The organism is Vibrio sp. 1401, from assembly GCF_033340295.1.
The window spans coordinates 125327-151867 of record NZ_JAWOWF010000003.1 but is presented as its reverse complement, the minus strand read 5'-3'; the positions used below and the strand labels follow the sequence as shown (position 1 = coordinate 151867).

The 26541-nt window shown below is 43.6% G+C and carries 20 protein-coding genes; 8 read left to right on the top strand and 12 right to left on the bottom strand.

Annotated elements, in window-relative coordinates:
- Positions 1-55: 55 nt before the first annotated feature.
- The gene (rluC, locus tag R7Z77_RS02960) at positions 56-1000 is read right to left on the bottom strand and encodes a 23S rRNA pseudouridine(955/2504/2580) synthase RluC (RefSeq protein WP_021033985.1); all 945 of its coding nucleotides are present in this window, start codon (positions 998-1000) and stop codon (positions 56-58) included.
- 639 nt (positions 1001-1639) lie between these two features.
- On the opposite strand from rluC, the gene rne reads away from it, so the two are divergent.
- Both rne and R7Z77_RS02950 read left to right on the top strand, forming a co-directional pair.
- Positions 1640-4714, top strand: a complete 3075-nt coding sequence (gene rne, locus R7Z77_RS02955; protein WP_318136599.1) for a ribonuclease E — start codon at positions 1640-1642, stop codon at positions 4712-4714.
- Between the two features lie 332 nt (positions 4715-5046).
- Positions 5047-6606 (top strand): SulP family inorganic anion transporter, encoded by a 1560-nt coding sequence (locus tag R7Z77_RS02950; protein WP_213967577.1) that lies wholly within the window; start codon positions 5047-5049, stop codon positions 6604-6606.
- Positions 6607-6666: 60 nt separating this feature from the next.
- Here R7Z77_RS02950 and R7Z77_RS02945 read toward each other — a convergent pair whose 3' ends face one another.
- Positions 6667-7116 carry a low molecular weight protein-tyrosine-phosphatase gene (locus R7Z77_RS02945; protein WP_025767219.1) on the bottom strand — a complete coding sequence of 150 codons (450 nt, stop codon included), beginning with the start codon at positions 7114-7116 and terminating at the stop codon, positions 6667-6669.
- A gap of 117 nt (positions 7117-7233) precedes the next feature.
- Here R7Z77_RS02945 and cobO point away from each other — a divergent pair, with 117 nt between their 5' ends.
- Positions 7234-7839: a cob(I)yrinic acid a,c-diamide adenosyltransferase gene (cobO, locus tag R7Z77_RS02940; RefSeq protein WP_005380837.1), complete on the top strand. Its 606-nt coding sequence runs from the start codon at positions 7234-7236 to the stop codon at positions 7837-7839.
- Positions 7840-7901: 62 nt separating this feature from the next.
- On the opposite strand, the gene R7Z77_RS02935 is transcribed toward cobO, so the two are convergent.
- The 3 genes from R7Z77_RS02935 to apbC form a co-directional block, all read right to left on the bottom strand.
- Complete coding sequence (locus R7Z77_RS02935; RefSeq protein WP_213967578.1) at positions 7902-9989, bottom strand: AsmA family protein; 2088 nt, start codon at positions 9987-9989, stop codon at positions 7902-7904.
- A 190-nt stretch (positions 9990-10179) separates the two neighbouring features.
- Positions 10180-10821, bottom strand: coding sequence for a uridine kinase (udk, locus tag R7Z77_RS02930; protein ID WP_005380833.1), 642 nt, complete (start codon positions 10819-10821; stop codon positions 10180-10182).
- Positions 10822-11001: 180 nt separating this feature from the next.
- Complete coding sequence (apbC, locus tag R7Z77_RS02925) at positions 11002-12078, bottom strand: iron-sulfur cluster carrier protein ApbC (RefSeq protein ID WP_213967579.1); 1077 nt, start codon at positions 12076-12078, stop codon at positions 11002-11004.
- A 162-nt stretch (positions 12079-12240) separates the two neighbouring features.
- Between apbC and metG the strand changes: the two genes are divergently transcribed.
- A complete protein-coding gene (gene metG, locus R7Z77_RS02920) occupies positions 12241-14316 on the top strand; it encodes a methionine--tRNA ligase (RefSeq protein ID WP_132936841.1) in 2076 nt (691 codons plus the stop codon).
- A gap of 78 nt (positions 14317-14394) precedes the next feature.
- On the opposite strand, the gene R7Z77_RS02915 is transcribed toward metG, so the two are convergent.
- The 3 genes from R7Z77_RS02915 to R7Z77_RS02905 all read right to left on the bottom strand — a co-directional run bounded on the left by R7Z77_RS02915 (position 14395) and on the right by R7Z77_RS02905 (position 15816).
- Complete coding sequence (locus R7Z77_RS02915) at positions 14395-14640, bottom strand: hypothetical protein (protein ID WP_226975267.1); 246 nt, start codon at positions 14638-14640, stop codon at positions 14395-14397.
- A 182-nt stretch (positions 14641-14822) separates the two neighbouring features.
- Positions 14823-15161, bottom strand: a complete 339-nt coding sequence (locus tag R7Z77_RS02910; protein ID WP_062730501.1) for a hypothetical protein — start codon at positions 15159-15161, stop codon at positions 14823-14825.
- Positions 15162-15171: 10 nt separating this feature from the next.
- A complete protein-coding gene (locus R7Z77_RS02905) occupies positions 15172-15816 on the bottom strand; it encodes a hypothetical protein (protein WP_225452447.1) in 645 nt (214 codons plus the stop codon).
- 743 nt (positions 15817-16559) lie between these two features.
- On the opposite strand from R7Z77_RS02905, the gene R7Z77_RS02900 reads away from it, so the two are divergent.
- Complete coding sequence (locus R7Z77_RS02900) at positions 16560-17369, top strand: hypothetical protein (protein WP_213967580.1); 810 nt, start codon at positions 16560-16562, stop codon at positions 17367-17369.
- 110 nt (positions 17370-17479) lie between these two features.
- Here R7Z77_RS02900 and fadR read toward each other — a convergent pair whose 3' ends face one another.
- Entirely contained in the window at positions 17480-18319 is an 840-nt protein-coding gene (gene fadR / locus R7Z77_RS02895) for a fatty acid metabolism transcriptional regulator FadR (RefSeq protein WP_005380824.1), read from the bottom strand.
- A 639-nt stretch (positions 18320-18958) separates the two neighbouring features.
- On the opposite strand from fadR, the gene nhaB reads away from it, so the two are divergent.
- Together nhaB and dsbB are read left to right on the top strand one after the other, a co-directional pair.
- Positions 18959-20545 carry a Na(+)/H(+) antiporter NhaB gene (nhaB, locus tag R7Z77_RS02890; protein WP_005380822.1) on the top strand — a complete coding sequence of 529 codons (1587 nt, stop codon included), beginning with the start codon at positions 18959-18961 and terminating at the stop codon, positions 20543-20545.
- An 83-nt stretch (positions 20546-20628) separates the two neighbouring features.
- Positions 20629-21165: a disulfide bond formation protein DsbB gene (gene dsbB, locus R7Z77_RS02885; protein WP_031779052.1), complete on the top strand. Its 537-nt coding sequence runs from the start codon at positions 20629-20631 to the stop codon at positions 21163-21165.
- Between the two features lie 79 nt (positions 21166-21244).
- Here the strand turns inward: dsbB and R7Z77_RS02880 are convergent, their stop codons facing one another.
- Positions 21245-21862, bottom strand: a complete 618-nt coding sequence (locus R7Z77_RS02880; RefSeq protein WP_005380818.1) for a YecA family protein — start codon at positions 21860-21862, stop codon at positions 21245-21247.
- A gap of 170 nt (positions 21863-22032) precedes the next feature.
- On the opposite strand from R7Z77_RS02880, the gene dusC reads away from it, so the two are divergent.
- Entirely contained in the window at positions 22033-22992 is a 960-nt protein-coding gene (dusC, locus tag R7Z77_RS02875) for a tRNA dihydrouridine(16) synthase DusC (protein ID WP_017633856.1), read from the top strand.
- Positions 22993-23043: 51 nt separating this feature from the next.
- On the opposite strand, the gene R7Z77_RS02870 is transcribed toward dusC, so the two are convergent.
- Positions 23044-24504, bottom strand: coding sequence for a sensor domain-containing diguanylate cyclase (locus tag R7Z77_RS02870; RefSeq protein ID WP_213967581.1), 1461 nt, complete (start codon positions 24502-24504; stop codon positions 23044-23046).
- Between the two features lie 174 nt (positions 24505-24678).
- Positions 24679-26505, bottom strand: coding sequence for a maltodextrin glucosidase (gene malZ / locus R7Z77_RS02865; RefSeq protein WP_213967582.1), 1827 nt, complete (start codon positions 26503-26505; stop codon positions 24679-24681).
- Between the last annotated feature and the right edge of the window lie 36 nt (positions 26506-26541).

Genomic DNA, 26541 nt, shown 5'->3' with positions numbered 1-26541 from the left:
AAATACGATAAAAGGGAGCCACGGGCTCCCTTTTGCATCCGCGAGGAAAACATGGTTACGCGTTTCTTAAACCCGCCAACACTTTTTCTAGTTTCGGTTCCATCGGTGCGTTGATTTCCATCCACTCATCATTTGATGGGTGTTGGAACTTGATGTTTGCCGCGTGTAGGAACAAACGATCTAAACCAACTTGACCTGTGTAAGCATCAAAGCGACGATCACCGTAGCGATCATCCCAAGCGATTGGGTGACCGGTGTATTGCGTATGAACTCGTATTTGGTGAGTTCGACCAGTAATCGGACTCGCCTGAATCAATGTAGCTTGTTCGAACTTTTCCAAAATCTTAAAACGCGTTTCTGACGGCTTACCATTAGGGTTAACACGAACAATACTGTTCACTTCGTTTTTGAGCAGTGGCGCGTTCACAACCTTACAACTGCTTTTCCATTGCCCCATGACAAGAGCTAAGTAAAACTTCTTTACTGTCTTTTCACGAAACTGGGCTTGCAAGTGACGAAGTGCAGAACGCTTTTTAGCAACCAGCAAAATCCCTGAAGTATCACGGTCAATACGATGCACAAGTTCAAGAAAGCGAGCTTGAGGACGCAGAGCCCTAAGCGCTTCAATCGCACCAAACTTTAAACCACTGCCACCATGCACAGCGGTGCCAGATGGTTTGTTTAGAATCAACATATGGTCATCTTCGAAGATAATCATATTTTCCAACTCAGCGACTTTGTTAAGTTTCGTACTTGGTGCGACATCGTCATCTTTTTTCTCGACGGTCACCGGTGGAATACGAACGAGATCGCCTGCTTTTAACTTGTACTCTGCTTTTATACGCTTTTTATTTACGCGCACTTCGCCCTTACGCACAATTCGGTAAATCATGCTTTTAGGAATGTCTTTTAATTGGTTGCGCAAAAAATTATCAATGCGCTGACCCGCCATATCTTCGTCGATGTCGACGAACTGGACTTTTGTTCTTATTTCGTTCATGGGCGGTATTGTAAACTCAATTTCGTGCGACTTCACATTATTCTTGTCGTAAAAGAAACACTCGGTGGCACATACTGGTCTAAATTTCGCCAAGCTTTTGTTTAAATTATTAAAACTCTCAATCAAGTTCTCAATTTGTTTTCTGTCTTGAACAGTTTGCACATCTCAATTGCTTATGAAACAGCCAGTTATAAAATAGAAATTTTGAGTTTAGCGGCAAATTTTCTATCGTTTGCGTGAAAGCAGATTGCTGATAGCCACGCGCACTGCTATAGTTCACAGCTGCTAAGGAAGGTTTGGTTACATTTTATTCATTACCAATCATTTATCCTCAAGCAATGTGAGTAGATCGTTGAAGGTCGAGTGCAGCATTGGCGTGAGACACATCGAATTCAACACTCTTGCCACCCTACTCCTCGCATATTCACGTTGAGTACCTACCGCCCAAATAGCGGGTCACAAGTCTACGTTTCCAACAGAAACCACAAGAGGCTTGTGATGACTGAAGTGCCCGAGAGCATCCCCTTCCAGCCGGGAGGCTGCAAAATACAAGCCATGGGATCAGGCACCGTGAAAGAGCGAAAAAACAGTGGCAAGTCGACAAGAAAGATATAAAAGAAAAGACAACGAGAATTTTCAATGAAAAGAATGTTAATTAACGCAACTCAAAAAGAAGAGTTGCGTGTCGCTCTGGTTGATGGCCAGCGACTTTTCGATCTTGATATCGAGAGTCCAGGTCATGAATCTAAAAAAGCGAATATCTACAAAGGACGTATCACACGTATCGAACCAAGCTTAGAAGCCGCATTTGTTGATTACGGCGCCGAGCGTCACGGTTTCCTCCCTCTCAAAGAAATTGCCCGCGAATATTTCCCTGAAGGTTACACCTACCAAGGTCGTCCAAGCATCAAAGAAGTGCTAACGGAAGGCCAAGAAGTTATCGTTCAAGTGGAAAAAGAAGAACGTGGAAGCAAGGGCGCAGCTCTTACTACTTTCATTTCTCTTGCTGGTAGTTACCTTGTTCTGATGCCTAACAACCCTCGTGCTGGCGGTATTTCTCGTCGAATCGAAGGTGACGAGCGTACTCAACTAAAAGCCGCATTAAGTACTTTGGAACTGCCTCAGGGCATGGGCCTAATCGTACGTACTGCTGGCGTTGGCAAGAGTGCTGAAGAGCTTGAGTGGGATTTGAATGTACTACTTAACCACTGGGGTGCAATCAAAGGTGCAGCGGACTCTAACCCTGCTCCATTCTTAATCCACCAAGAAAGTAACGTTATCGTTCGTGCAATCCGTGACTATTTGCGTCGTGATATTGGCGAAATCTTAATTGATAGCAACACCATCTACGAACGTGCAAAAGAGCACATTCAATTGGTGCGCCCTGATTTCCTTAACCGCGTTAAGAAATATGAAGGCGAAGTTCCACTATTCAGCCACTACCAAATCGAAAGCCAAATTGAATCGGCTTTCCAACGTGAAGTGCGTCTGCCATCTGGTGGTTCTATTGTTATTGACCCGACTGAAGCACTAACGTCTATCGATATCAACTCTGCTCGTGCAACCAAGGGCGGCGATATTGAAGAAACAGCTCTAAACACGAACCTAGAAGCAGCCGACGAAATTGCTCGCCAATTACGTCTACGTGACTTGGGTGGCTTAGTGGTTATCGACTTTATCGATATGACCCCAGTTCGTCACCAACGAGAAGTAGAAAACCGTCTACGTGAAGCCGTTCGTCTTGATCGCGCTCGTGTACAAATCGGTCGTATTTCTCGCTTTGGTTTGTTGGAGATGTCACGCCAGCGCTTGAGCCCTTCTCTTGCAGAAGCAAGCCATCACATCTGTCCTCGCTGTAGCGGAACTGGTGTCGTTCGCGACAACGAATCTCTAGCACTTTCTGTACTTCGTTTAATTGAAGAGGAAGCGCTAAAAGACAACACAGCACAAGTACTTGCAGTCGTACCTGTGCCAATCGCCTCTTACTTATTGAACGAAAAACGTCGTTCAGTAAACCATATCGAACGCATTCAAGAAGTGAAAATTACGGTTGTTCCTAACTCTGATATGGAAACACCGCACTTTGAAGTTATCCGTGTTCGTGAAGGCGAAGAGTTCGATCTGATTTCTTACTTACTTCCTAAGAAACTGGAAGCAATGAAAGAAGCAGAAGGTAAAGAGCCAGCGGAAGTTGACGTAAAACCAAAACGAATTGAAGAGCCAGTTCTTAAAGGCTTTGCTGCTCCGTCTCAAACCGCACCTGCACCAGCAGCTAAACCAGCTCCTGAGGCGAAGAAGAAAGAACAAAACGTTGAACAAGAAGAGAAACCTGGATTGTTCAGCCGTCTGTTTAAAGCACTTGGTAGCTTCCTATTCGGTGGTTCTGAAGAAACAAAAGAAGAACAGAAACCTCAGGAAGAGAAAAAACCAAATCGCGATAATCGACGTAACAAACGTGATCGCAACGATCGTCGTCGCAATAACAACCAGCGTGATAATCGTGATAACCGCGACAATCGCGATAACCGACGTCGTCGTAAGCCTCGTGATGAGCAGGCTAATGAGCAAAACGAAGCTCAACAACAAACAAATAAACCGCAAAACCGTAACCAAAAGCGTAAACCTAAAGCTCAACAGGCAGATAAAGCCCAAGAGCAGAAAGCAAACGCAAAAGTAGCGGAAAAAGGTCTGCAGCTAGCAGCGGAAGCTCGTACTGAAACAAAACCAGAAGAGAGCAAACCGAAGCAGCAAAATGCGAAAGCAGAAAAAGTGAAAGAGCGCCGCCAACGTCGCAAATTGAACAAGTCTGTACGCGTTAAGGACCAAGAAGCTATTGAGAAGAAAGCCGAAGAAACAGCGGTTAAGACTCAAGAAACGGTTGAAGCTAAAGTTGAAAAGCCAACAGAAGCAGCGGTAGAGGCACAGCAAGACAACAAGCAAGCAGAGTCTAAGCAATGTCGTAATCGTCGTTCGCCACGTCACCTGCGTGCAAGCGGCCAGCGTCGTCGCCGTGGCCGTGATCGCCGCCCTAACCCGTTCCGCCTACGTAAGGGAGGTGTCGCTTCTCCTGAAATGGCTATGGGTAAAGTAATGCCACGTTACATTCCGAAACCAGCACCTAAGAAGGAAGAGCGAGTTAAGGAAGAAGCTGTAGCAGCAGTACCTACAATCCAAGGTGGCTTTGCGTGTCCAGAAATGGCAATGGGTAAAGTGATTATTCGTCGCGAGCAACCTGTCGTAACAGATGCGCCAGTTGTTGAACACAAGGTTCAAGAAACCGTTGAAGCGAAAGTGGAAGCTCCAGTAGTAGAAGCACCTGTTGTTGAAACAGTAATCGCAGAAAAAGCTGAATCGGCAGTAGTAGAAACAGCATCGGTAGAGCCTATCGTTGAAACTCCTGTAACTGAACATGCTGAACCGGTTGATGCCATTGTAGAAACGGCACCTACTGAAGAGCCTATCGTTGAAGCAGCAAAAGAGATTGTAGCCGAAGCGCCAGTAGATAAACCAGAGCCTAAAGTCGAAGCCATTAAAGTTGCTGCTAAGCTAAACGCTAGCGCACCGATGACGAAAGCACCTGGCCCTCAAGAGCTACGCGAAATCACGGTTGCAGCAGCGCCGTTCAAAACCGAACGTTACCAAGCTAAAGGTGCAGGTAGCCAAGTGGCTAAAAACCGTGCATCGGCAGAGATGACAAAGCCTAACTTTAACTAGGCTAAATCATTACGTTCAACTGCTTAACGGCATAAATAAATTAAAGGCTACCATCTGGTAGCCTTTTTTATCTTCATATTTGCCCAATAAATTGTTCATATAAATACCAATTCGTGATCACATTTGTACGCCATTATTCGTATCATTCTTGAACTTAATCACACTTTTCGGTAGCATGCGCCGACTCAAGTTTTCGACACCATTCTGATGCTGCTCTTTTAATACTACGGTTTACACTGCAATGTTTGATTAAAAATCAACCTTCCAGTGGCTTGTGCAAATACGAATATGTGTCGGGTTTAACTCATTGCAAAGAGAACTTAAAAACAAACATGTTCGAATTTCCCCAATTTTCTAAGCACTCCGTAAAAAATGATGTGCTATCAGGCTTAACCGTTGCGCTAGCATTGGTTCCTGAAGCTGTCGCATTTGCGTTCGTCGCAGGCGTAGATCCGATGGTCGGTCTTTACGCTGCATTCATCGTTGGTCTTATTACTTCCATTTTCGGTGGTCGTCCTGGCATGATTTCTGGTGCAACAGGTGCCATGGCAGTCGTAATGGTTTCGCTTGTCGCGACTCACGGTGTCCAGTACCTATTCGCAGCCATCATGCTCGCTGGTATTCTTCAAATTGCCGCTGGTATGTTTAAATTGGGTAAGTTCATCCGTATCGTACCTCACCCTGTGATGATCGGTTTTGTGAACGGTCTGGCTATTGTTATCTTCCTAGCTCAGTTGGGTCAGTTTAAAGCGCCAGACATCAACGGCATGCTTACTTGGCTACCACAAGACCAGATGCTGCTAATGCTTGGTTTGGTTGCGCTGACTATGGCAATCATTCACTTTCTACCAAAAATCACAACAGCTGTACCCTCTTCACTTGTTGCGATCGTAACGGTGACGGCTTTAGTGGTTGGCTTGGATCTGGAAACTCGCACTGTTGTTGACTTCCTGCGTACAATGTCTGGTGATGAAGCTGCAACACTCGCAGGTTCACTACCAACCTTCTCTATTCCTGCGGTACCATTTACACTAGAGACACTACAAATCATTCTTCCATACGCGATCATTCTCGCGGCCATTGGTCTAATTGAATCTCTACTAACACTGACAGTTTTAGATGAGATGACGAATACTCGTGGTCAATCTAACCGCGAATGTATCGGTCAAGGTATGGCAAACATGACGTGTTCTGTGTTTGGCGCAATGGGTGGTTGTGCGATGATTGGTCAGTCGATGATCAACGTAAACTCAGGTGGTCGCGGCCGTCTATCTGGTATCGTTGCGGCTATCGCTCTATTGATGTTTATCTTATTCGCTTCTTCGCTAATTGAAATGATCCCACTCGCTGCTCTGGTTGGTGTGATGTTCATGGTTGTCATTGGTACATTCGAATGGGCAACATTTAAGCTAGCACGCCGCGTACCGAAGCAAGACTTCTTCGTTATTGTTCTTGTGACCGTTGTTACTGTTCTTACTGACCTTGCTATTGCCGTAGCGGTTGGTGTTATCGTTTCTGCATTAATGTTTGCATGGCAACACGCTAAGCACATCTATGCCGACACGTGCTTAAACGAGGAAGGTTCAAAAGAGTACAAGATTCACGGCCCTATTTTCTTTGGCTCTGCGGCTAACTTCCTGGAGTTGTTTAACGCGCCTGAAGATCCAAAAGATGTGATTGTCGATTTTGCAGACTCTCGCGTGACAGATCACTCTGCAATTGAAGCCATTGAAACACTGGCTGAGCGTTACAATGCTCAAGGTAAAACGCTGCACCTTCGTCACCTAAGCCCAGATTGTCGTAAACTTTTGGACAAAGCTGGCAGCTTGGTTGAAATTAACGTGAAGGAAGACCCAAGCTACAAAGTCGCAACCGACATACTAGCGGGTTAACACGAATAAAAAGGGATGAGCTGAGCTCATCCCTTTTTCTATTGTCTTCAAGCACGGCGATTATAGCTTCTTCAAAATTGCGTCTGATGCCTCTTCGATTAAATCAAGCACCAGTTCAAAGCCATCTTCCCCACCATAATATGGGTCCGGGACTTCGTCGTAACCTGACTCAGAATGACTTAAAAATAACGATACTTTGTGTCGATACTTCAACGGACAAATATCCAATAAATCGGCCAAATTTGCTTTATCTGCGGCTAATATAAGGTCAAACTTTTCAAAGTCATCAATGGTGACTTGGCGCGCTTGCATTCCTTTAAAAGAATAACCTCGCTGCTTTCCTGCTGCCATCGCTCTTGAATCCGGTCGGTTTCCTGCGTGGTAGCCAATTGTACCTGCCGAATCAACCTCTACTTCAACGCCTAGCTTTTGAGCTTTCGCTCTTAACACTGCCTCTCCAGTTGGTGACCGACAAATGTTTCCCATACAAACAACAAGTATTTTCTTCATTTTATTCCCTGAATTATCGGTGGTTTTTCTTCACGATATGTTGGTCTATCATAGCGAGATAAATCAATGAACCCAAATTAGCTTGGACACAGCACGAAAAGGAATTGAGGAAGTATTATGTCTATCGAAGAAAATAAAGAAGCACGCCATAAAGCTCGCCAACAAAAAGTCAAAGAACAGGTAGACGCAAAAATCGCTGCTGCTCAAGAGGAAAAAGGTCTGCTACTGATCATTACCGGAAATGGTAAAGGTAAATCGACATCAGGATTCGGTACGATCGCACGCGCAGTGGGTCATGGTTTGAATTGTGCTGTCGCGCAGTTTATTAAAGGTACTTGGGACAACGGTGAGCGCAACCTACTTGAGAAACTCGGCGTTGAATTCCAAGTAATGGCAACCGGCTTTACGTGGGAAACTCAAAACAAAGCCGCTGATACCGAAGCTGCGCAAGGCGTATGGCAAGAATGTAAGCGCATGCTGCAAGACGACTCTATCGATGTCATCTTGTTTGACGAGCTAACTTATATGGTGAGCTACGGCTACATCGACTTAGACGAAGTGGTCGAAGCACTGAGCAACAGACCTAAAATGCAGTCGGTTATTATTACTGGGCGTGGCGCACATCGAACCCTGATTGAAATGGCCGATACCGTTTCTGAAGTGAAAAATGTAAAGCACGCATTTGAATCTGGCGTAAAAGCCCTCAAAGGCGTCGATTGGTAACACTCGCAGAGTAATTTAAAAAGGGTTGGCAAAATGCCAACCCTTTTGATTTTCACGCACGGTTAGTTGAAAAGATTCTTCAATAAACCATCGACCGCATCTTTGGTTTTCTCGTCTTTGATTTTGTCCGTTAGCTTCTCTACGCCACGATCGATTTCTTTCTGAGCTTTCTGCTTCAGAACATCATCGAATACGAGCTTGAATTTAGGTTCTGCCCACTTACCAGACACATTGATTGGAATCGTGATGTCTTTCAGCTCATCTATATCTTTACCGCCCTGGCCTTCTAGGCTACCTACAACTGACGTGCTGATAGTAAAGTCGACTGTTTCATTGATGTAGTTTGCGGTACCTTTACCACGAACACGTAACAATGGAGACTGAGCTTGCATATTATCCGTTGATACAACACCTTTGTTGAGTTTCAATGTCGCCGTCATCGCACTGAAGTCTGTTTTCTTAGCTTCATTGGTGCCTTCAACTTTTTGCCCTTTAAATTTCGCATAGTTTTCACGAATCAACTGAGCAACGTTGATGCCATTCACCGCACCGTCAGCAAAATTGATAACAACCGTACCAGATAGATTCTTCTTGATACCGGTAGGCGTGAGACTCTTACCTGTAACATTCACATCAATGTTACCTGTCCCTTCAAGTTTGTCGTTTTCAGCAACGTCTATAAGTAGCGGTTGAACTTTCACGCCTTTGATTGACTTTTTAACACTGTAAGTCGCTGGTGATTGGCGTGCATCTAACTTCGCTGTCGCTGAGATTGAGCCTCGGTACAACTTCGAACTAAAAGATGTAAGCTCAAACACGCCACGATTTACAGTGAAGCTCGTTTTTACCGCTTCCATCTTCGCATTTGCCGCTTTGAATTTGTCGATGGTAATGTCACCCTTTACATCTAACGTTTTCAACGCAGACAAATCAGGCTCAACCTCAGGTCCGGCAGGAGCACTCTCGCCACCAGAAGCAGGCTTATTACCTTCGGCAGCTTGCTTATCTAACCCTAAGAACTCATCAAGATCGATATTGGGGCTATGGAGAGCAAAGCGTACTTTAGGAATATCACCGAGTGTCACATCTGCCTTACCATCTAGGGCGATAGCATTCGCTGTTAACTTCTCTAGAACAAAACTCAGATGGTTTTTCGTTAGGTCGAAAGACAGATCAGACACCATGTCGACTTTCATCGGGGACTGAGGTAAAGCATCACCCTCAAAAGTCGATTTAAGAGTTAACTTATCCAACTGTACTTTGCTGATAGCCTTGTCCACGCTAAGTTGACCAGCACCCTGCATATCTAACTTCATACCACCAGCGACACCCTTAATGGCATAAGTCAGGTTATTTACTTTATCGAATTCAAACGTGTCTAAACCGATCGTTGCCGATTCAATTTTATTGGCAGGGTCAGAGTATGTCGCATCAAAGTTGATGTTCTTTAGCGCGTAGTTTGCCAAACCTTTTTCTAGCTTAAAGTCTGCCTGACCTTTCGCGGTGAACTTTTGGTCGTTCATTTCGCCCTTCACGCCAAAATCAGCCGTTGTCCAGTTGTCAAAAGCGAATTCGGAAAGGTTTAATGAAATATCATAAAGTTTGGTGTAACTACCGGCTTGCTTATCCTGCATTTCTAATGAACCGTTAGAAACCGTAACGCCAGCAAGATTAATACTCCAATCAGAACCAGAAGTTTGCGTTTCACCATTTTGCGTAGGCGCAGCATTGCTCTCTTGTTCTGCTTGTTGTGTTTGGGCTTTCGTCAATGCATCAATATTCTTGCTGCCATCTTTCTTGGTTTCAATGTAGAACTCAGCACCATCAAGCGTGACGTTTCCAATTTCAAGCTGTTGACTAAAAAGTGGCATAACAGAGATGTCTACACCAACGGTATCAACTTTGAATAAATTGGGTTTACTAAAGCCTTGTGGGTTTCGCAATTCTGTATGTCCCAACTCAAAGCCAATTGATGGGAAAAATTGCCAACTGATATCCCCTTCAATCACCAACTCTAATCCCGTTTGCTTTTGCGCTTGCTCAACAATAAGGGGTTTAAACTGATTCGGATTGACGAAGATGGTTAACGCTAAAATTGCGACCAAAATGACCACAATCGGTATTGCTAGAATTAAGAGCAGTTTCTTCATTTGTTTTTCCTTGCTCGAGTGTTTTTACAATTATAAGCGCAGACTCCATTTGCCGCTGACAGTTCCACAAAAGCGTGAAAAGTGTCTGGTTTTAACCTGCAACTGACTAATTTAAAAACAAAAAAAAAGAAGTGGCACTTAAGGTGCCACTTCTTCTCCTAAAAATAAAGCGATATAGCCGTCTATAGGCTTAAGCTTTCAAAAGTCTTGCAATGTGAGCTTTTAATACATCAATTGCGATACGGTTTTTACCACCGCGAGGAACAATAATGTCCGCATATTGCTTAGAAGGTTCGATAAACTGCATGAACATCGGACGTACTGTTTGTTGGTATTGCTTAAGAACAGACTCCATAGTTCGGCCTCGTTCTTCCACATCACGCTTAACACGGCGAAGCAAGCAAATATCTAACGGTGTGTCCATAAATACTGTCGCATGCATCAAATCACGAAGACGAGGGTCTGTAAGAAGAAGGATACCTTCTAGAATGATCACCTTTTTAGGTGTCATTGTGGTGGTGTTAATTGTTCTTGTGTGCTCAGTGTAGCTGTACTCAGGCACTTCTACTGCTTCACCACGTACCAATTTTTCTAGGTGCTCACACAGTAGGTCGTGGTCCAACGCACTCGGGTGATCGTAGTTCGTCTTTACTCGCTCTTCCATGCTTAGGTGGCTTTGGTCGTTGTAGTAGCAATCTTCCGTGATGACACCGATTTGATGATCGCCTACTTTCGCGCGAAGCTCATTATAAATAGTGCTCGCGATCAGACTTTTTCCAGAAGCAGAAGCGCCAGCAATACCTACGATGACGCATTGATTATTATCAGACATTAGTTTGCACCCGATGATGATTTCTAGTCACATAAAAAGATAAACTGCCTGATTATAGGGAGTTCACCCCATAGTTACTAGTTGGAATTAGGGTTTAGTCATAAGTTTCTGCCTGCTCAGAGGATTAACCTCCGAGCAAACGTTAAAATGTGCAATTATCAACCAACAGGCATAGTAAACTTAGTTCACCATTGTAAAGCTAATCGCATCTGGTTTTGCTTTGCCTTGCCAAAACATCGTGCTACATACGCGATCGGCAAGTTGCTTATAATACCCTGCATGCTCACTTTCTGGGCGTCTTGCTACCGTTGGCACGCCAGCGTCAATATCTTCTCGCATAGAGATATGAAGCGGAACTTGTCCTAACAATGCTAAGCCAAATTCTTGCGACATTTTTTCAGCTCCGCCCATACCAAAAATATGCTCTTTCGCGCCACATTGACTACAAATGTGATAACTCATGTTTTCCACAACACCAATAACCGGGACATGGACTTTGTTAAACATTGCCGCTCCCTTCCTTGCATCGGCAAGGGCTAAATCTTGCGGCGTTGTGACTAGCACGCTACCTGTTACCGGAATTTGTTGTGACAGAGTCAATTGAATATCCCCCGTACCCGGCGGCATATCAATCACCAAATAATCCAAATCTGGCCAATCTGTTTCAGTTAATAACTGCGACAATGCTTTTGAAGCCATTGGACCGCGCCATATCGCCGCTTCTGATTTATCCACCAAATAACCGATAGAATGAGTATAGGTGCCGTGAGCAAAAATGGGTTCCATCCACTTGCCATCACGAACTTCTGGTTTAGCATCTTCTTGCCCCAACATCATAGGTACAGACGGACCATAGATATCTGCATCCAACAATCCCACTTTCGCCCCAGATTGAGCAATCGCCAACGCTAAGTTAACTGCGGTAGTAGATTTACCAACGCCACCTTTCGCAGAACTGACAGCAATGATGTTCTTAACACCCTTAACCGAGTTAGCCACTTGAGTTTCTAAAGCTTTAACTCCAAGGCGAATATTAAATGGGAATTCAGCCACTTTACCCGAGGCTTGCTGCTGTTTGATCCAGTCATGCAGTACGGTTTGAAGCTCATTACTTGCGAATGGCAACGTTATATCAATAGAACCCTTTGTCGTAATCGAAATTGCGCCATGAGTATCTGCCCAGTTTTCCACCAACTGTGGATGTTGGAATTGGTTAAACCAGTGACAAAAATCTTGTTTTGAAGTGAACTGATGCATAAGCCCTCCTTTTAGATGTCATGCTACCACCGTCCAGGCTCAACCAGAACCCCAAAAAAACTAAGGCATTCCGCAGTTTGACACCTTGGAGTTAGTCAGTTCATGGGGTAGTATTATCCATCAAAATTTATTTATACCTATCAAGAAAAGCGAATATTAAGTATGGCAAACGATCCAAAAAACTTTCCGTCAAGGAAAATGCTGGTAACTTGTGCCCTTCCGTACGCTAACGGTTCGATCCACCTTGGTCATATGCTTGAGCATATCCAAGCGGACATTTGGGTTCGTTACCAACGCCTACGCGGCAACACTGTAAACTTCATCTGTGCTGACGATGCTCACGGCACGCCAATCATGCTTAAAGCGCAACAGATGGGTATTACTCCTGAAGAAATGATTGCCGCAGTTAGCGAAGAGCACCAAAAAGACTTCGCTGGATTTGATATCAGCTTTGATAACTACCACAGCACGCACTCAGATGAGAACCGTGAGCTAGCGTCACACATTTATCTTGAGTTGAAGAAAAATGGCTTTATCTCTAGCCGCACTATCTCTCAGCTGTTCGATCCAGAAAAAGAGATGTTCTTACCAGACCGTTTCGTAAAAGGTACCTGTCCAAAATGTAAGTCTGAAGACCAGTACGGTGACAACTGTGACAACTGTGGTGAGACTTACAGCCCAACAGAACTGATCAATCCTAAATCTGCGGTTTCTGGTGCGACGCCAGTAATGAAAGATTCAGAGCACTTCTTCTTCGACCTGCCCCAGTTTGAAAGCATGCTAAAAGAGTGGACTCGCTCTGGCTCGCTACAAGCTGAAACAGCGAACAAAATGCAAGAATGGTTCGAATCTGGTTTGCAGCAATGGGATATCTCACGTGACGCACCATACTTTGGCTTCGAGATCCCTGGTGAGAAAAACAAATTCTTCTACGTGTGGCTAGACGCGCCTATCGGCTACATGGGCTCTTTCAAAAATCTATGTGACAAGCGCGACGACCTAGATTTCGACGAGTATTGGAAAAAAGACAGCTCAGCAGAGCTGTACCACTTCATCGGTAAAGACATCGTTTACTTCCACAGCCTATTTTGGCCAGCAATGCTAGAAGGTTCTGGCTTCCGCAAGCCTAACAACGTATTCGTACACGGTTACGTAACCGTAAACGGCGCAAAAATGTCGAAGTCTAAAGGTACGTTTGTAAAAGCAAGCACTTACCTAGAGCACCTAGACCCTGAGTGTCTACGTTACTACTACGCTGCGAAACTAAACAGCCGTATCGACGATCTAGATCTTAACCTTGAAGACTTCACTCAGCGCGTAAACGCTGACGTTGTTAACAAGATCGTTAACCTGGCATCTCGTAACGCAGGTTTCATCGCGAAACGTTTTGAAGGCAAACTGTCTGACAACTTTGCAGAGCCTGAACTTTACAACGAATTTGTTTCTGCTGCTGACCGTATCGCTGAGCTTTACGAAACGCGTGAGTTTGGTCGTGCAATCCGTGAAATCACTGCACTGGCAGACAAAGCTAACCAATACGTTGATGAAAAAGCACCGTGGGTTGTAGCAAAAGAAGAAGGCAAAGATCAGGAGCTACAAGACATCTGTTCTGTTGGTATCAACCTGTTCCGTGTACTGATGACTTACCTGAAACCAGTAATGCCTGCTCTAGCTGCACGTACTGAAGCATTCCTAAACCAAGAGCTGACTTGGGAAAACATCGCTGCTCCACTAACAGGCCACGAGATCACTAAGTTCAAAGCACTGTTCAACCGTATCGATCCGAAGAATGTTGAAGCGATGATCGAAGCATCTAAAGAAGATGCGGCGGCAGAAATGGCGGCGAAAGAGAAAGCTGAAGCGGAAAAGAACAAGGCTAGCCAAACCGAGCTAGACAAAGAACCAATCGCTGAAGAGATTGAGTTCGATGCTTTTGCTGCAGTAGATATGCGTATCGCTCGTATCATCTCTTGTGAAGAAGTACCAAAAGCCAACAAACTGCTTAAGTTCCAATTGGACATCGGTGGTGAAACTCGTCAGGTATTCTCTGGCATCAAGTCAGCTTACAAACCTGAAGAGCTAGAAGGCAAGCTAACGGTAATGGTAGCAAACCTAAAACCTCGTAAGATGAAATTTGGTATGTCTGAAGGTATGATCCTAGCGGCAGGCCCTGGTGGTAGCGACCTGTGGATCCTTGAGCCACACGAAGGCGCTCAACCTGGCATGCGCGTAATGTAAGTATCTTTATTGAAAAGGCTTAACTAAATCAGTTAAGCCTTTTCTCGCAGTTAAGCTTATCGATTAAGCTTGATTGTACTACAAAGAGAATTCTTCTGGACCCCAAGTAATAATCGCGCCACATGCAAGGAAAAGTACAAAGCTGATCGTGACTACAAAAGCGAGAACTCGATCAAATGTCGTTGCGTATTTTAGTATTAACTGATCATCTACAAGTGATACTTTCGCAGGCTTGCCTCGCATTAAAACTGTAGTATACATTGGGAATCTAACCCCCCAGGTATCTCTATCCCAACCGACAGGGCCATGACCATCCTTCGACATCTTTTTCTCGATCCGCTTTACCGATATACGAATAAAAAACAAGGTACTCACTAGCCAAGTGCATCCAACAATAATGTTTACAATATTAAAATAAAACACTTTGTTCCCTTTACTAGGATTTGGCTTTTCAACTAGGCTTGTATTCACCGTTCTACAGAGCCCTGCGCTTAACTGGTTTTCACTCAGTACTCTTCAGGCCCCAACCCCATTACTGCTCCCAAAGCAAGTGCCATCACGAAGCTTATTGTGACAATATACGCAAGCACTCGGTCAAAGACCGTCGCGTACTTTAGAATAAGTTTGTCTTCTACCAGCGATACTTTCGCAGGTTTACCTCGCATCAACACTGAGGCGTACATGGGAAATCTAAAACCCCACCCATTTCTGTCCCAGCCAATTGGATCATGACCATCCTGCAATATTTTTGTCTCAATCCGCTTTGCTGATACACGAATAAAAACCAATGTGCTCAGTAACCATGTCCAACCAACAATCATCACTATAAGATCGAAACAAAACACAACTACTCCTTTAAAACCAATTTACTTTAGAGCTAGTTTCATAGGTTTTTTCTGCTAAACCTTGCCCAAACCAATCACCCATTTTTGCAGCCGCATAACCAGCCCCTAAACCAACACCTATTAATACTACTACTCCAAATGGGCCAGCAGCCAAAGCGACTCCCATTCCAGATACAATCACTTTGGATGTAGTCCAAACGCCAGCAGCGTTGCTCGCACCAAACCCTGCAACTTCCATTGCTGCTCTTTTTTGCCAATTTTCTCCGTTATTCTTGGCATTTCGAACATTGTTAAAGCGAACACCAGCATCAATCATGATGATCTTTTTACCCACAATACTAGAGCTTTGTTCAAGAAATCGAATTGAGCGGATGTTAGCTATAGATGTTAAATGTAACTTAGTTATATCCCTGCCACTTCGCGCGATATTGACAGCCCTATTCGGGTTGCTCCAAATGTTTCCACGGCTACTTTTAACTCGTCCTGCATAATGGGCAAGCTCTTTTGTAAATTTGGCATTCAAAGAACTGTGAGCTTCTTTAACTCTATATCCAAGCTTCACAAGCTCCTTTTTCTGCGCACCACTTCGTGAGGCTGTACGTACATCTAGTAAGGCGTTTTGATATTTGAGCGAAGCTTTCCCGAAATTACTCAATCTGACTTGCTTTTCATTAACAGCAGTAGCGGCAGCACCTACTGCAGTATACTCATCGATTCCCCCCTCCCCATAGTATGATTAGTAGCATCTAAAAAAGGCTTAATCTCTTTTTCATAGAGGAGGGCTACCGCTTGTTAGTTTTCATCGCCAAACTCACGTGTTAGATTGGCTACATTTCTTTTGGTTTCTTGTGACCAACTTTTTACAGTATCAAGAGCACAAGCTATATCAGGTCTCTCGCTACGCAACTTAGCTATGTTGTTCACAGAGCCTTCGTTCAGTATGAAAGGAGTACCTGCGGGAATAAAACTACCAAATATATGTGGGTTGTCCTTACGAAACTGAAGGTACCTATCCTCATCATTTGTATCGATAGGGAGCGTTATCTTTGAGTGAGTACTGAAGCATAGGTCGAATTTATTAGACAAATTAATTACCTCGAACAATCAACAAAATAGACAACTTATATCATATGAAGTGTTCGAGTATTTTAATTTCTAAACATTGTGACTTGAATCAGACTACAAAAAGTAATCAATATGTAACTCACAAAGAATAACGCGTACACCAAGCATCGACACCGAATAATCAACCATATTCACAAATTTGGTGAATCCATGCACCAACAACGACCATTCAAAAAGAACATTCAATATAACCAATTGTTTAAATTGAGTTTTTGTTTGGCATCAAAACTGCAATCTTCCTTGTTAGGTCCAAACACTAACAAGGAGTTGGTTATGTTTGTTTTGATTTCCACACTATTGTCCATCGCTATTTTAGCCGGAATATATCACTTATCTTCTAAACGAGAGCAGCAACATGCGCGCAAATATCAGCTGTTAACATTGTTGCGAGATGTTGTTCACCTTCTGAGACACCACCGAGCTGCTACTCACTACTCGCTTCAATTCCAACAAAACGATCAACAAAAATTGGACGCTCTTCATGATGCTCTGACTAACAAGCTGCATTTTTTAGTCGAAACATCACGGTTTGAAAACAAACCCATGTATCGCGTATTACAGATTAAAGTAGGGAAACTACTTGAACAATGGAATGACCATAGTGTTGCAAGAAACCAGATGGAGCATGGTAAGTTAATTCGTCATTGCTTGTTTTTGATGGATGAAGTAACCATCGCATGGCTAGCGGTTGAGCAAAGAGATGACTTGCATAATGAGTATCACATGAACTGGCAAAACATTATGGATAGCTTGGAGACCCTGACTCAGTTACGAATCAGCATTCAAGATTTAGGAGAACAAGGCGGAAATGAGCGTTTCAAAAACTATGCATCGGTCATGATGCGTAAGCTAAACCAACTAGCGGTTATCGCTCCACTTAGCATTACCTCTCCTGCTTCCACGCGCTCAATACAGACGCTAAATGAATACGTGACAGGGAGTCATGTCGACTTAACAGAAGCAGAGCTTTATGGCGTCACATCGGACTTGTCATTGACCATCTTCAATACTTACGACCATGTCCTTTCAGATGTCGTAGAGTCATTATATCTACCGTTACCCAGACTCTCGCTAGCAGGATAAACGTTCCATGCCTTATTATTGGTGCTTGGTCCGTCGCCGACTTATAAATAAAAACAAAAAAACCGCAGGCCTAAGGCACTGCGGTTTTCGCTTATCCAACTTGTCAGCGCTTAACTGTCGTCTTCCGTGAAGTTCGTTGGTAATTGCTTTTTCATTTCGTTCCAGATCAACGCACTTTCCATACCATAATGACGAATCACTACTGGTAGTTGTTCACGCTGGCCACTTTCACAAGTTTCGAGCAATTGATGGTAAAACTTCAGAGCTAGCTCACGAGAAGCTGGATTTGAGAAGTAGTAGCTACCGACACGATCGTAGAGCTTCTTCAAACCATTAAAGATCAAACCGTAAATTTGATTTCCTGAATGGAATGCTAGGCGCTGGAAAAGCATATAATCGTAAAAGTTGAACGTTTTAGCAATCAAGATTTCTTGACGCTTCGCTTCATCTTTCTCGTTATCTTCTTTCACATTCTGCAGAACTTTTTCAGCATACGGCGAAGAAGCGATGAATTCGTCCCAGGAAGCCGCATTCATTAAAGCTTCACAAGATTCGATTACGTTCTTAATTGTACGCTCAGAGCTCTCTTTGTTCGCTTTAAATGCATAGCGCATAAAGATAGGACTGATGTTAGTACGTGCCGCAAGCAGATCTTCTACAATGTTTGTCGCATTATCAACGTCTAGCGTCATTAAAGTATCCAAAATATGCAGACCAGAGGTCTCCATAAATTGGTTAACTTTCGTAGGTTTGCCGTGCTGGATAGTCAGCCATCCATCACGGGCTAGTCGTTGAAGAACCTCTCTTAAAGTCGTTCGAGTAACACCAATCAGTTCGGACAGCTCGCGCTCAGCAGGTAAAATTGAGCCTGGAGGAAAACGGCCGTTCCAAATGCTCTCGATAATATATTTTTCTGCGAATCCCGCAGGGCTTTTCGCCTTTATGACCATTCTACTTTTTATCCAATATTGATTTCTGAGGGTCGATACTACTCATCATACCACTACTTAGCGGTTTGAGAAAATTTACGATCAATAGTGGAAACGACTCCATAACATAGAGTTAATACTCTATATGTTGTGTCAATTTAAGAGGCTCTAACATGCAAGCGAAAGCAGTAAAATATGAATTTTCATTTAAATAAACAGCTCACAAATCTCGGAGAAATAAAGACAACCGTGTCACATTTTTATATTCAAAATATGAAAAATTACTTTGTATATCACAGTTAATATTCTTTCTTAATTTGCCTTTTCTCGTCACTGACCGTCATTTAAAATCCAAGAGGATTTTTTTAAGACTTTCATGGTATAGTAACGCCGTTTTGATCGCGTTATTACATTTAAAAAGTCATTTTAGTCGGTAGCATCACGTTGTGTTATTGACTAATAAATGCCTGAGTGTAGAGTTTGCGGTCGAAAGTGAGCGGTGCTTGAGTTCAGGGGAAGTAACTTGGCAAGACTACAATAAACAAAGGATTGTTGTTTTACTAAGTTATTGTTTTTAAAGACTAGTTAATAAGTCTAACAAACAGATACTTAAGCACTATTGTAGTGTCTATTCATAATTTTGTTATAAAGAGAATTATCATGCCGATATCGCTCGGAAACGCTTTTATCAAGAACTTCCTTGGTAAAGCGCCTGATTGGTACAAAGTTGCCATTATAGCCTTCTTAATAATTAACCCGATTGTATTCTTCCTAATAAACCCATTTGTAGCTGGATGGTTGTTGGTCGCTGAATTTATTTTCACGCTAGCAATGGCATTAAAATGCTACCCATTACAACCTGGCGGTTTACTTGCTATTGAAGCCATTGCTATCGGCATGACTAGCCCTGCGCAAGTTAAGCACGAATTAGTAGCAAATATCGAAGTACTGCTACTTCTGGTATTTATGGTTGCGGGCATCTACTTCATGAAGCAGCTATTGCTGTTCATTTTTACCAAAATTTTACTTGGCATTCGCTCTAAAACCCTACTATCACTCGCGTTCTGCTTTGCTGCGGCATTTTTGTCTGCATTTTTGGATGCCTTGACGGTTATCGCCGTTGTTATCAGCGTGGCGATCGGCTTTTACTCTATCTATCACAAAGTAGCGTCTGGTAACCCTATCGGTGACCATGACCATACACAAGATGACACGATCACTGAACTAACGCGTGATGACCTAGAAAACTATCGTGCCTTTTTGCGCTCTTTGTTGATGCATGCTGGCGTAGGTACTGCCTTAGGTGGCGTAACCACGATGGTTGGTGAACCTCAAAACTTAATTATTGCAGACCAAGCGGGTTGGTTATTTGGTGAATTCCTAATCCGTATGTCTCCAGTGACACTACCTGTATTTTTCTGTGGTCTCATCACTTGTGCTTTAGTTGAAAAGCTTAAAGTGTTTGGCTATGGCGCGAAGCTTCCTAATAACGTTCGTCAGATCCTCGTCGATTTTGACCGTGAAGAGCGTAAAACGCGAACAAATCAAGATGTCGCAAAACTCTGGGTTCAAGGTCTTATTGCGGTTTGGTTGATCGTTGCACTCGCTTTGCACTTAGCGGCTGTCGGCTTAATTGGCCTTTCTGTGATCATTTTAGCGACCGCATTTACTGGTGTCATTGAAGAGCACTCCATGGGGAAAGCGTTTGAAGAGGCCCTGCCCTTCACTGCACTGCTTGCAGTATTTTTCTCGATCGTTGCCGTAATCATTGACCAAGAGCTATTTAAACCAGTCATCGATGCGGTGCTTGCCGTTGAAGATAAAGGTACCCAGCTAGCTCTGTTCTATGTGGCGAATGGCTTATTATCTATGGTGTCGGATAACGTGTTCGTTGGTACGGTTTACATCAATGAAGTAAAAACTGCACTCATTGAGGGTCTCATTACTCGTGATCAGTTCGACTTACTGGCGGTGGCAATCAATACTGGTACTAACCTGCCTTCTGTTGCAACGCCAAACGGTCAAGCGGCATTCCTATTCTTACTCACATCGGCTCTCGCTCCATTAATTCGTCTGTCTTACGGTCGAATGGTTATCATGGCGCTGCCTTACACCGTCGTTCTTGCGATTGTCGGTCTGATGGGAATCATGTTCTTCCTAGAGCCTGCAACCGCTTCTTTCTACGAAGCTGGTTGGATTTTACCTCATAGTGGTGATCTGACTCCCGTAGTATCCGGTGGTCACTAAAATTTGAGTTGATTAGGAAACTTATCCACGATAAAAAGCTCTGAGTATTCAGAGCTTTTTCTATTTCAGACAGGAACAAAAACGTGACTATTTTAAATTCACTTAACCAGTTTTCAAAGGGACGTTTATCGTGGCTACTGCTTCTGCTATTCGTCGTTTTCTTTGAAGCATGTGCCCTCTATTTTCAGCACGTCATGATGCTTGCACCATGTGTCATGTGTATTTATGAAAGAGTCGCGATGATGGGAGTGGGCGTCGCTGCAATGGTTGGTATATTGGCACCCAAGAACCCAATTTTCCGCTGGCTAGGTTTGATAGGCTGGGGATTAAGTGCTTACAAGGGTTTGTTACTTGCAATGCAGCACGTTGACTACCAGTTTAATCCATCACCATTCGCGACTTGCGATTTATTCGTCACATTCCCTAGCTGGGCTCCGCTCAATCAGTGGGTTCCTTGGATGTTTGAAGCATATGGTGATTGCTCTAAGGTTGTGTGGCAGCTCCTTGATTTATCAATGCCACAATGGTTAGTAGTAATTTTTGCAGGCAATTTAATCGCTTTGGCATTAATTGTAATTGCACAATTCTTCCCTGCAAAACGCGTTAATCCAATTCGTTAATCCTACTAACGCGTAAAAATTAACAAAAACCCGACCATCTGGTCGGCTTTTTGTTAAGTGGATAGCGCGGCGATTCGCTTTAGCCGCGTGATTGACCACAGCACTGCTTGAATTTTTTTCCGCTCTCACAAGGACAGGGATCATTGCGCCCGATACCTTTGAATGGGTTTAGGCTTTGAGCTTTATTTCCTACCATCAACTCATCCGCGCCCAGCGCGACTTCACCGACCATTAAATCAAGCTGGTCGACTAAATCTGTCAGGGCCGGTGGCGTTTCAATACCTGCGTCGCGCATCTGTTGCTGCGTTGCTGGCTCATCAATAGCCAGCATCAAAGTGGTCAGTAATGCTTGCAGCATACGCTGTAATCCATCATTGAGCTCAACGTCCTGCCACTGTTCTTCAATCATTGGCCAAACAGACATAAAGCCTTCGGCAAAATCAGCAAGTTGTTCAGGTTCTTTGCCTGTTAGCTCTAGCACGGAATATTCGTTTCGTTGAATTCGGTTATGCTGCTTGTGAATTTGCTCTTCCACAGCTGGTTGAATCGCTTTGAATCCCTCACCTAATAGCGGCTCTAACCACTTTTCAGGAGCGAGTGGTTTTGTCGTCAGATTCGCAGCTAACACTGCGCCTTCGATAAATAGGCAAGATTCATCGACGTGAACTTCACCTTTTTCAATCAATGTGTATTGCATGACATCTGGTTTCCCATAAATTTGGCGGCATTATACCTCAGAGCTCAAAAGCACGTAACCTAACGTTGTGTGTTTGACAGCACTGGGCGCTTCGACTCTTTTAATGACAAACTTAACTTACATCGCTACAATCGCCCTCCTTTTTACCACCAAACTGTATTAGGCAAGCTATGCGAGTTGTACTAGGCCCAATGGAAGGCGTTTTAGATCATTTGATGCGCCAAATCCTGACCGAGATAAACGACTATGACCTGTGTGTTACGGAGTTTGTTCGCGTAATCGACCAGCTATTACCCGATCATGTATTTCACCGTTTATGCCCGGAGCTGTTGCAAGGTTCTCAGACTGCATCTGGTGTGCCAGTACATGTGCAATTGTTGGGACAAGAACCAAACTGGATGGCTGAGAACGCAATTAAAGCGGCAAATCTTGGCGCCAGAGGTATTGATATAAACTTTGGTTGCCCAGCCAAAATGGTCAACAAAAGTAAAGGTGGAGCAGCGCTACTCCAACATCCAGAGCTCATTCACCGTGTTGTTAAAGCTTGTCGAGAAGCCGTTCCAGAAGCCATTCCCGTAACTGCAAAAATTCGTCTTGGCTGGGAGAACCCTGAAGATTGCTTTGAAATTGTCGATGCCATTCAGTCTGCTGGCGCAAATGAATTGACCGTACACGCACGTACTAAACAAGGTGGTTATAAAGCTTCTGAGATAAAATGGGATTACATCAACCAAATTCGCGAACGTTTCGATATCCCACTGATAGCGAATGGTGAAATTTGGAATTATGAAGACGGTCAACGTTGCATTGAAACGACTGGCGTTAACTCTTTGATGGTGTGCCGAGGCGCTTTCAATATCCCTAACTTAGGCAATATGGTAAAACATAACCACCAGCCAATGTCATGGCCCGAGGTGGTTGAGTTGCTTATCTATTATTCCAAGTTTGAGATGAAAGGCGATAAAGGCTTGTATTACCCAAACCGCGTAAAACAATGGTTCTCTTACTTACGTCAGGCTTATCCTGAAGCAAAAGACCTATTTAGAGAAATCAGAACGTTCAACAAAGCCGCACCAATTGTTGAGCATATTCAACGCTACCGCGATGACTTAAACTCTCAGGTTGCATAACTCCCGAACACAAAAAAGGACGAATATCTCGTCCTTTTTTGTATCTAAATCCTAGTAACAGATCTTATTTTTGCCGGTACTTTTGGCTTGATATAACTTTTCATCCGCCGCTTTAAACAATTCATCAAAGTTTTCTACTCGGCTCTCTTTACTAAACACCACACCGCCAGAGATCGTAAAGCCTTCTTTCGTTACGCGTGTCGAGCGCTCATCTATGGCCTTTTTTACTCTGTCTAAAATGAGTTTAATGCCCTCTGAATCTTCGTCATAAATCGCTAAAACGAACTCTTCGCCACCAAACCTTGAGGCAACATCGGTATGGCGAATATTTTCACGTATACATTTTGCAACAAGCTGAATTGCAGAGTCACCGACATCATGACCATAGGTGTCGTTGATCTTCTTGAAGTTATCAATATCGAACACTGCTAAAGCAACCTGTTTTTTTGTCATCTTATTACGCCACACGGTTTGCATACCTCGACGATTCAATAAACTGGTCATTGGGTCTCTTGCTGCCAGTTCTTTAAAGTAACGTCGCTCGCTATGCATATTCACATAGAACAAGACGACGGTACTCAGCACGTAAATAAATAGTGCGACAATAAGGCTGTATTTTTCAAAAACCGCTAGGTTCTTAGCTTCATCCCAAAGGTTGTACTCGTAGTACATGCTGTGATTCGCACTCAATCGCTCTAATTCGACTGGTTTGATTCGTGTACTGTTTGAAGGAATGGATTGTAAATTGGAAACCAAATGAAACTGACCAACAAGACCTAGCGACGAAGCCATGAGCGTATTGATGTCAAAATCAATAGACAAAACACCTTGGTGTTCTCCTTTCTCATAGACGGGTACCGTCATACTAATGACTTGACCTTCCATCGAGTCCAACACTGGCCCTGGTCCAGCCAAGGTAATGTTCACTTTATCTTGCGCGGTTTTTTGCCAAAAAGGTCGGGCTTTTAGCGTTGACAAAAGTTCTCTCGTGAAATTTTTTGCGTAGGTATCGGGTGAGGAGATAACGTAACCGCGTTTGTCAATGTAATGGATTCCAACAATGTGCGATTCAATATCGTGCAGAAATGACAAGGACGGCGCAAAACCCACCTTTTGTTCAGCTAACTGGTTAATCGTTGAACCTTGCTGGCATAAGCTTTCGTCCCCTACGATCATATAATCAAGGTCAACCGCAGGTAACCCTTCACTATAAACACTTTCGAGTAATAACACATCTATAGGCCAAAGATAACAAAGCCCTTCTTTGACTAAAGAATTATGTTCTTCAAACAGTGGGTTAGCGTAATTGGTATAGTTGGTGAAGCTGTAATCTAAAGCCGTGAGTACTTTAATACCGCGAGACATTGCACGCTCGATACGCGAATACTCAGAATCGATATAGCGGTTAACCGCATCATAGTAATTTTTCGTTGTCACGAGTAAAACCACTACAAATAACGCCAGAGGAAAAAAGATGACAAATGAGAGGCTAAATCGCCTTTGGTTTACCATTGAGTACCATGCATATGAAAGGTCAATAGTCTCTTATGATTGCTATTAAATTGATACTCGTTATCTGGTGACGCATGCAATGCAGCACCAGATAACAAGAGACCAAACAAATGTGTGCGCGCTGTTTGAGACCGTTTATATATTAAAGGAGTTTAATCAATATAGAGTGTGGTGTCACTTTAGTCGCCATAATTTGCAGCTCTGTGCAGACATATTGACAGAGATATGACCTTTATAATCAACCTGTTCTGTGTCATCTAACAACGATATAACTTGGCTAACCTCCAAGCCCAGTTGCCACATAGGTAAATCGATTGAACATTCATTACCACTGAGATTAATCATAACAACGACTGCTTCACGACCCAGTACACGTGCGTACGCCAACTGGTTGTTAGTGCAATGCAGCCATTGAATACAGCCCGACTGTAAAGGCTTACATTGTTTACGTATCTTGATCCATTGTTGGTAAAGCGATAGCCATTGTGAACTTTCGATTTCATTCCAAGGAAAACAGCGACGATTATCCGGGTCTAGCCCTCCTTCTAGACCGACTTCACTCCCGTAGTAAAGACAAGGCGTGCCAACGTAAGTCATAAGCATTGCTAGCGCGATGTTCATTTTACGCTTATCACCATCAACCAGTGTGATAAACCGAGCAGTATCGTGACTATCGAGTTGATTTAGCTGCGATAGCTGATTAGAAAATGGGATTTTTGCTCTGGCTTCGTCCAACCATGCTTTAAACTCCAAACCATCAATGTTGATTGGATCGTACATAATGTCTTGTCGTGCGATAAAAGCTCGAACTGGATGAGCAAAACCGTAGTAGTTCATCGCCCCATCCTCTTGATCACCTTGCAACCACTGCGTTGCTTCAAAAAAGTGCTCACCTAACACATAAGCATTCGGGTTTACTGACTTAGTCGCATTACGAAACGCTGCCACATAATGAGCATTGTTTTTCGCGCCGTCCCCTTCGCCAAGCATATGAATTACATCAAACCGCCAGCCATCAACCAAGTACGGTGGCTTCAGCCAATACTTGATGACAGAATCTTCACTTTGGTAGATGTAGTCGCGCACCTGTTCATTTTCGAAGTTCAGAACCGGTAAGTTACCAATGCCTTTCCAACCGATGTAGTGATTGGTTTCGCCTTCGAAAAAGTAGTAATCACGGAACTTTGACTGCGGATTGCCATACGCTCCTTCTCCTTTTTGATGGATATCAAACCAAGGATGATGCACTGACGTGTGGTTAAACACCGCGTCTAAGACAATCTTCATATTCTTACCACGGATTTTCTCACACAGTTCAGCAAACTGATCGTTGGTGCCGAACATAGGGTCAACAGTGAAGTAATCAGTGGTGTCGTATTTATGATTACTTGGTGAAGAAAAGATCGGATTAAAATAAAGCGCAGTAACGCCGAGCTGTTCAAGATAGTTCAACTTTTGCTCCACACCTTTGAGGTCGCCGCCAAAGAATTCACGTGCCCCGGTATTTTGGTGAGAGCCTACCGCGTCTCCCCACGCCTTGACGATCGATGCAGAATCATACTGAGCATAAGCGTGGCGAATATCGGACTCACTTTTACTAGCAGAAAAACGGTCAGGAAAGATTTGATAGAAAACTTGCTCTTGGACCCAGCTTGGTGGTTGATGGTTTACATTCAACTTAAAGTGGAACTCTTTGGGTGGAATACGCTTTTGTACGCCTCGTGCATCGAGCCAGTATTGTTGTCCGTCTTTGAGGAGCTTAAACACATAATGTGTGACATCTCGATCTCGATTTGGTCGAAACGATGCCTCCCATAGTAACAATTCCCCAGCTGTTCCAATTTGAGCCATGTCGACCAGATATTCTTCATTGTCCGGCTCAATACGCACATAGACGGAATCAAAATCCAATGTCTCGGTTTTCAGCCTGACTGTAACTTGCTCGTCATTAAAAGCTAAACCATCAATAGTTTGACTATGAAAAATAAATGGCAGGTTCATTATGGGCACTCCTCGTCATCGGATATGCCACTATTT

What these genes read in the sequence shown, in the direction of transcription:
- rluC (WP_021033985.1), bottom strand. Translation starts at nt 1,000, where the DNA reads ATGAACGAAATAAGAACAAAAGTCCAGTTCGTCGACATCGACGAAGAT.
- rne (WP_318136599.1), top strand. Translation starts at nt 1,640, where the DNA reads ATGAAAAGAATGTTAATTAACGCAACTCAAAAAGAAGAGTTGCGTGTC.
- R7Z77_RS02950 (WP_213967577.1), top strand. Translation starts at nt 5,047, where the DNA reads ATGTTCGAATTTCCCCAATTTTCTAAGCACTCCGTAAAAAATGATGTG.
- R7Z77_RS02945 (WP_025767219.1), bottom strand. Translation starts at nt 7,116, where the DNA reads ATGAAGAAAATACTTGTTGTTTGTATGGGAAACATTTGTCGGTCACCA.
- cobO (WP_005380837.1), top strand. Translation starts at nt 7,234, where the DNA reads ATGTCTATCGAAGAAAATAAAGAAGCACGCCATAAAGCTCGCCAACAA.
- R7Z77_RS02935 (WP_213967578.1), bottom strand. Translation starts at nt 9,989, where the DNA reads ATGAAGAAACTGCTCTTAATTCTAGCAATACCGATTGTGGTCATTTTG.
- udk (WP_005380833.1), bottom strand. Translation starts at nt 10,821, where the DNA reads ATGTCTGATAATAATCAATGCGTCATCGTAGGTATTGCTGGCGCTTCT.
- apbC (WP_213967579.1), bottom strand. Translation starts at nt 12,078, where the DNA reads ATGCATCAGTTCACTTCAAAACAAGATTTTTGTCACTGGTTTAACCAA.
- metG (WP_132936841.1), top strand. Translation starts at nt 12,241, where the DNA reads ATGGCAAACGATCCAAAAAACTTTCCGTCAAGGAAAATGCTGGTAACT.
- R7Z77_RS02915 (WP_226975267.1), bottom strand. Translation starts at nt 14,640, where the DNA reads ATGTCGAAGGATGGTCATGGCCCTGTCGGTTGGGATAGAGATACCTGG.
- R7Z77_RS02900 (WP_213967580.1), top strand. Translation starts at nt 16,560, where the DNA reads ATGTTTGTTTTGATTTCCACACTATTGTCCATCGCTATTTTAGCCGGA.
- fadR (WP_005380824.1), bottom strand. Translation starts at nt 18,319, where the DNA reads ATGGTCATAAAGGCGAAAAGCCCTGCGGGATTCGCAGAAAAATATATT.
- nhaB (WP_005380822.1), top strand. Translation starts at nt 18,959, where the DNA reads ATGCCGATATCGCTCGGAAACGCTTTTATCAAGAACTTCCTTGGTAAA.
- R7Z77_RS02880 (WP_005380818.1), bottom strand. Translation starts at nt 21,862, where the DNA reads ATGCAATACACATTGATTGAAAAAGGTGAAGTTCACGTCGATGAATCT.
- dusC (WP_017633856.1), top strand. Translation starts at nt 22,033, where the DNA reads ATGCGAGTTGTACTAGGCCCAATGGAAGGCGTTTTAGATCATTTGATG.
- R7Z77_RS02870 (WP_213967581.1), bottom strand. Translation starts at nt 24,504, where the DNA reads ATGGTAAACCAAAGGCGATTTAGCCTCTCATTTGTCATCTTTTTTCCT.
- malZ (WP_213967582.1), bottom strand. Translation starts at nt 26,505, where the DNA reads ATGAACCTGCCATTTATTTTTCATAGTCAAACTATTGATGGTTTAGCT.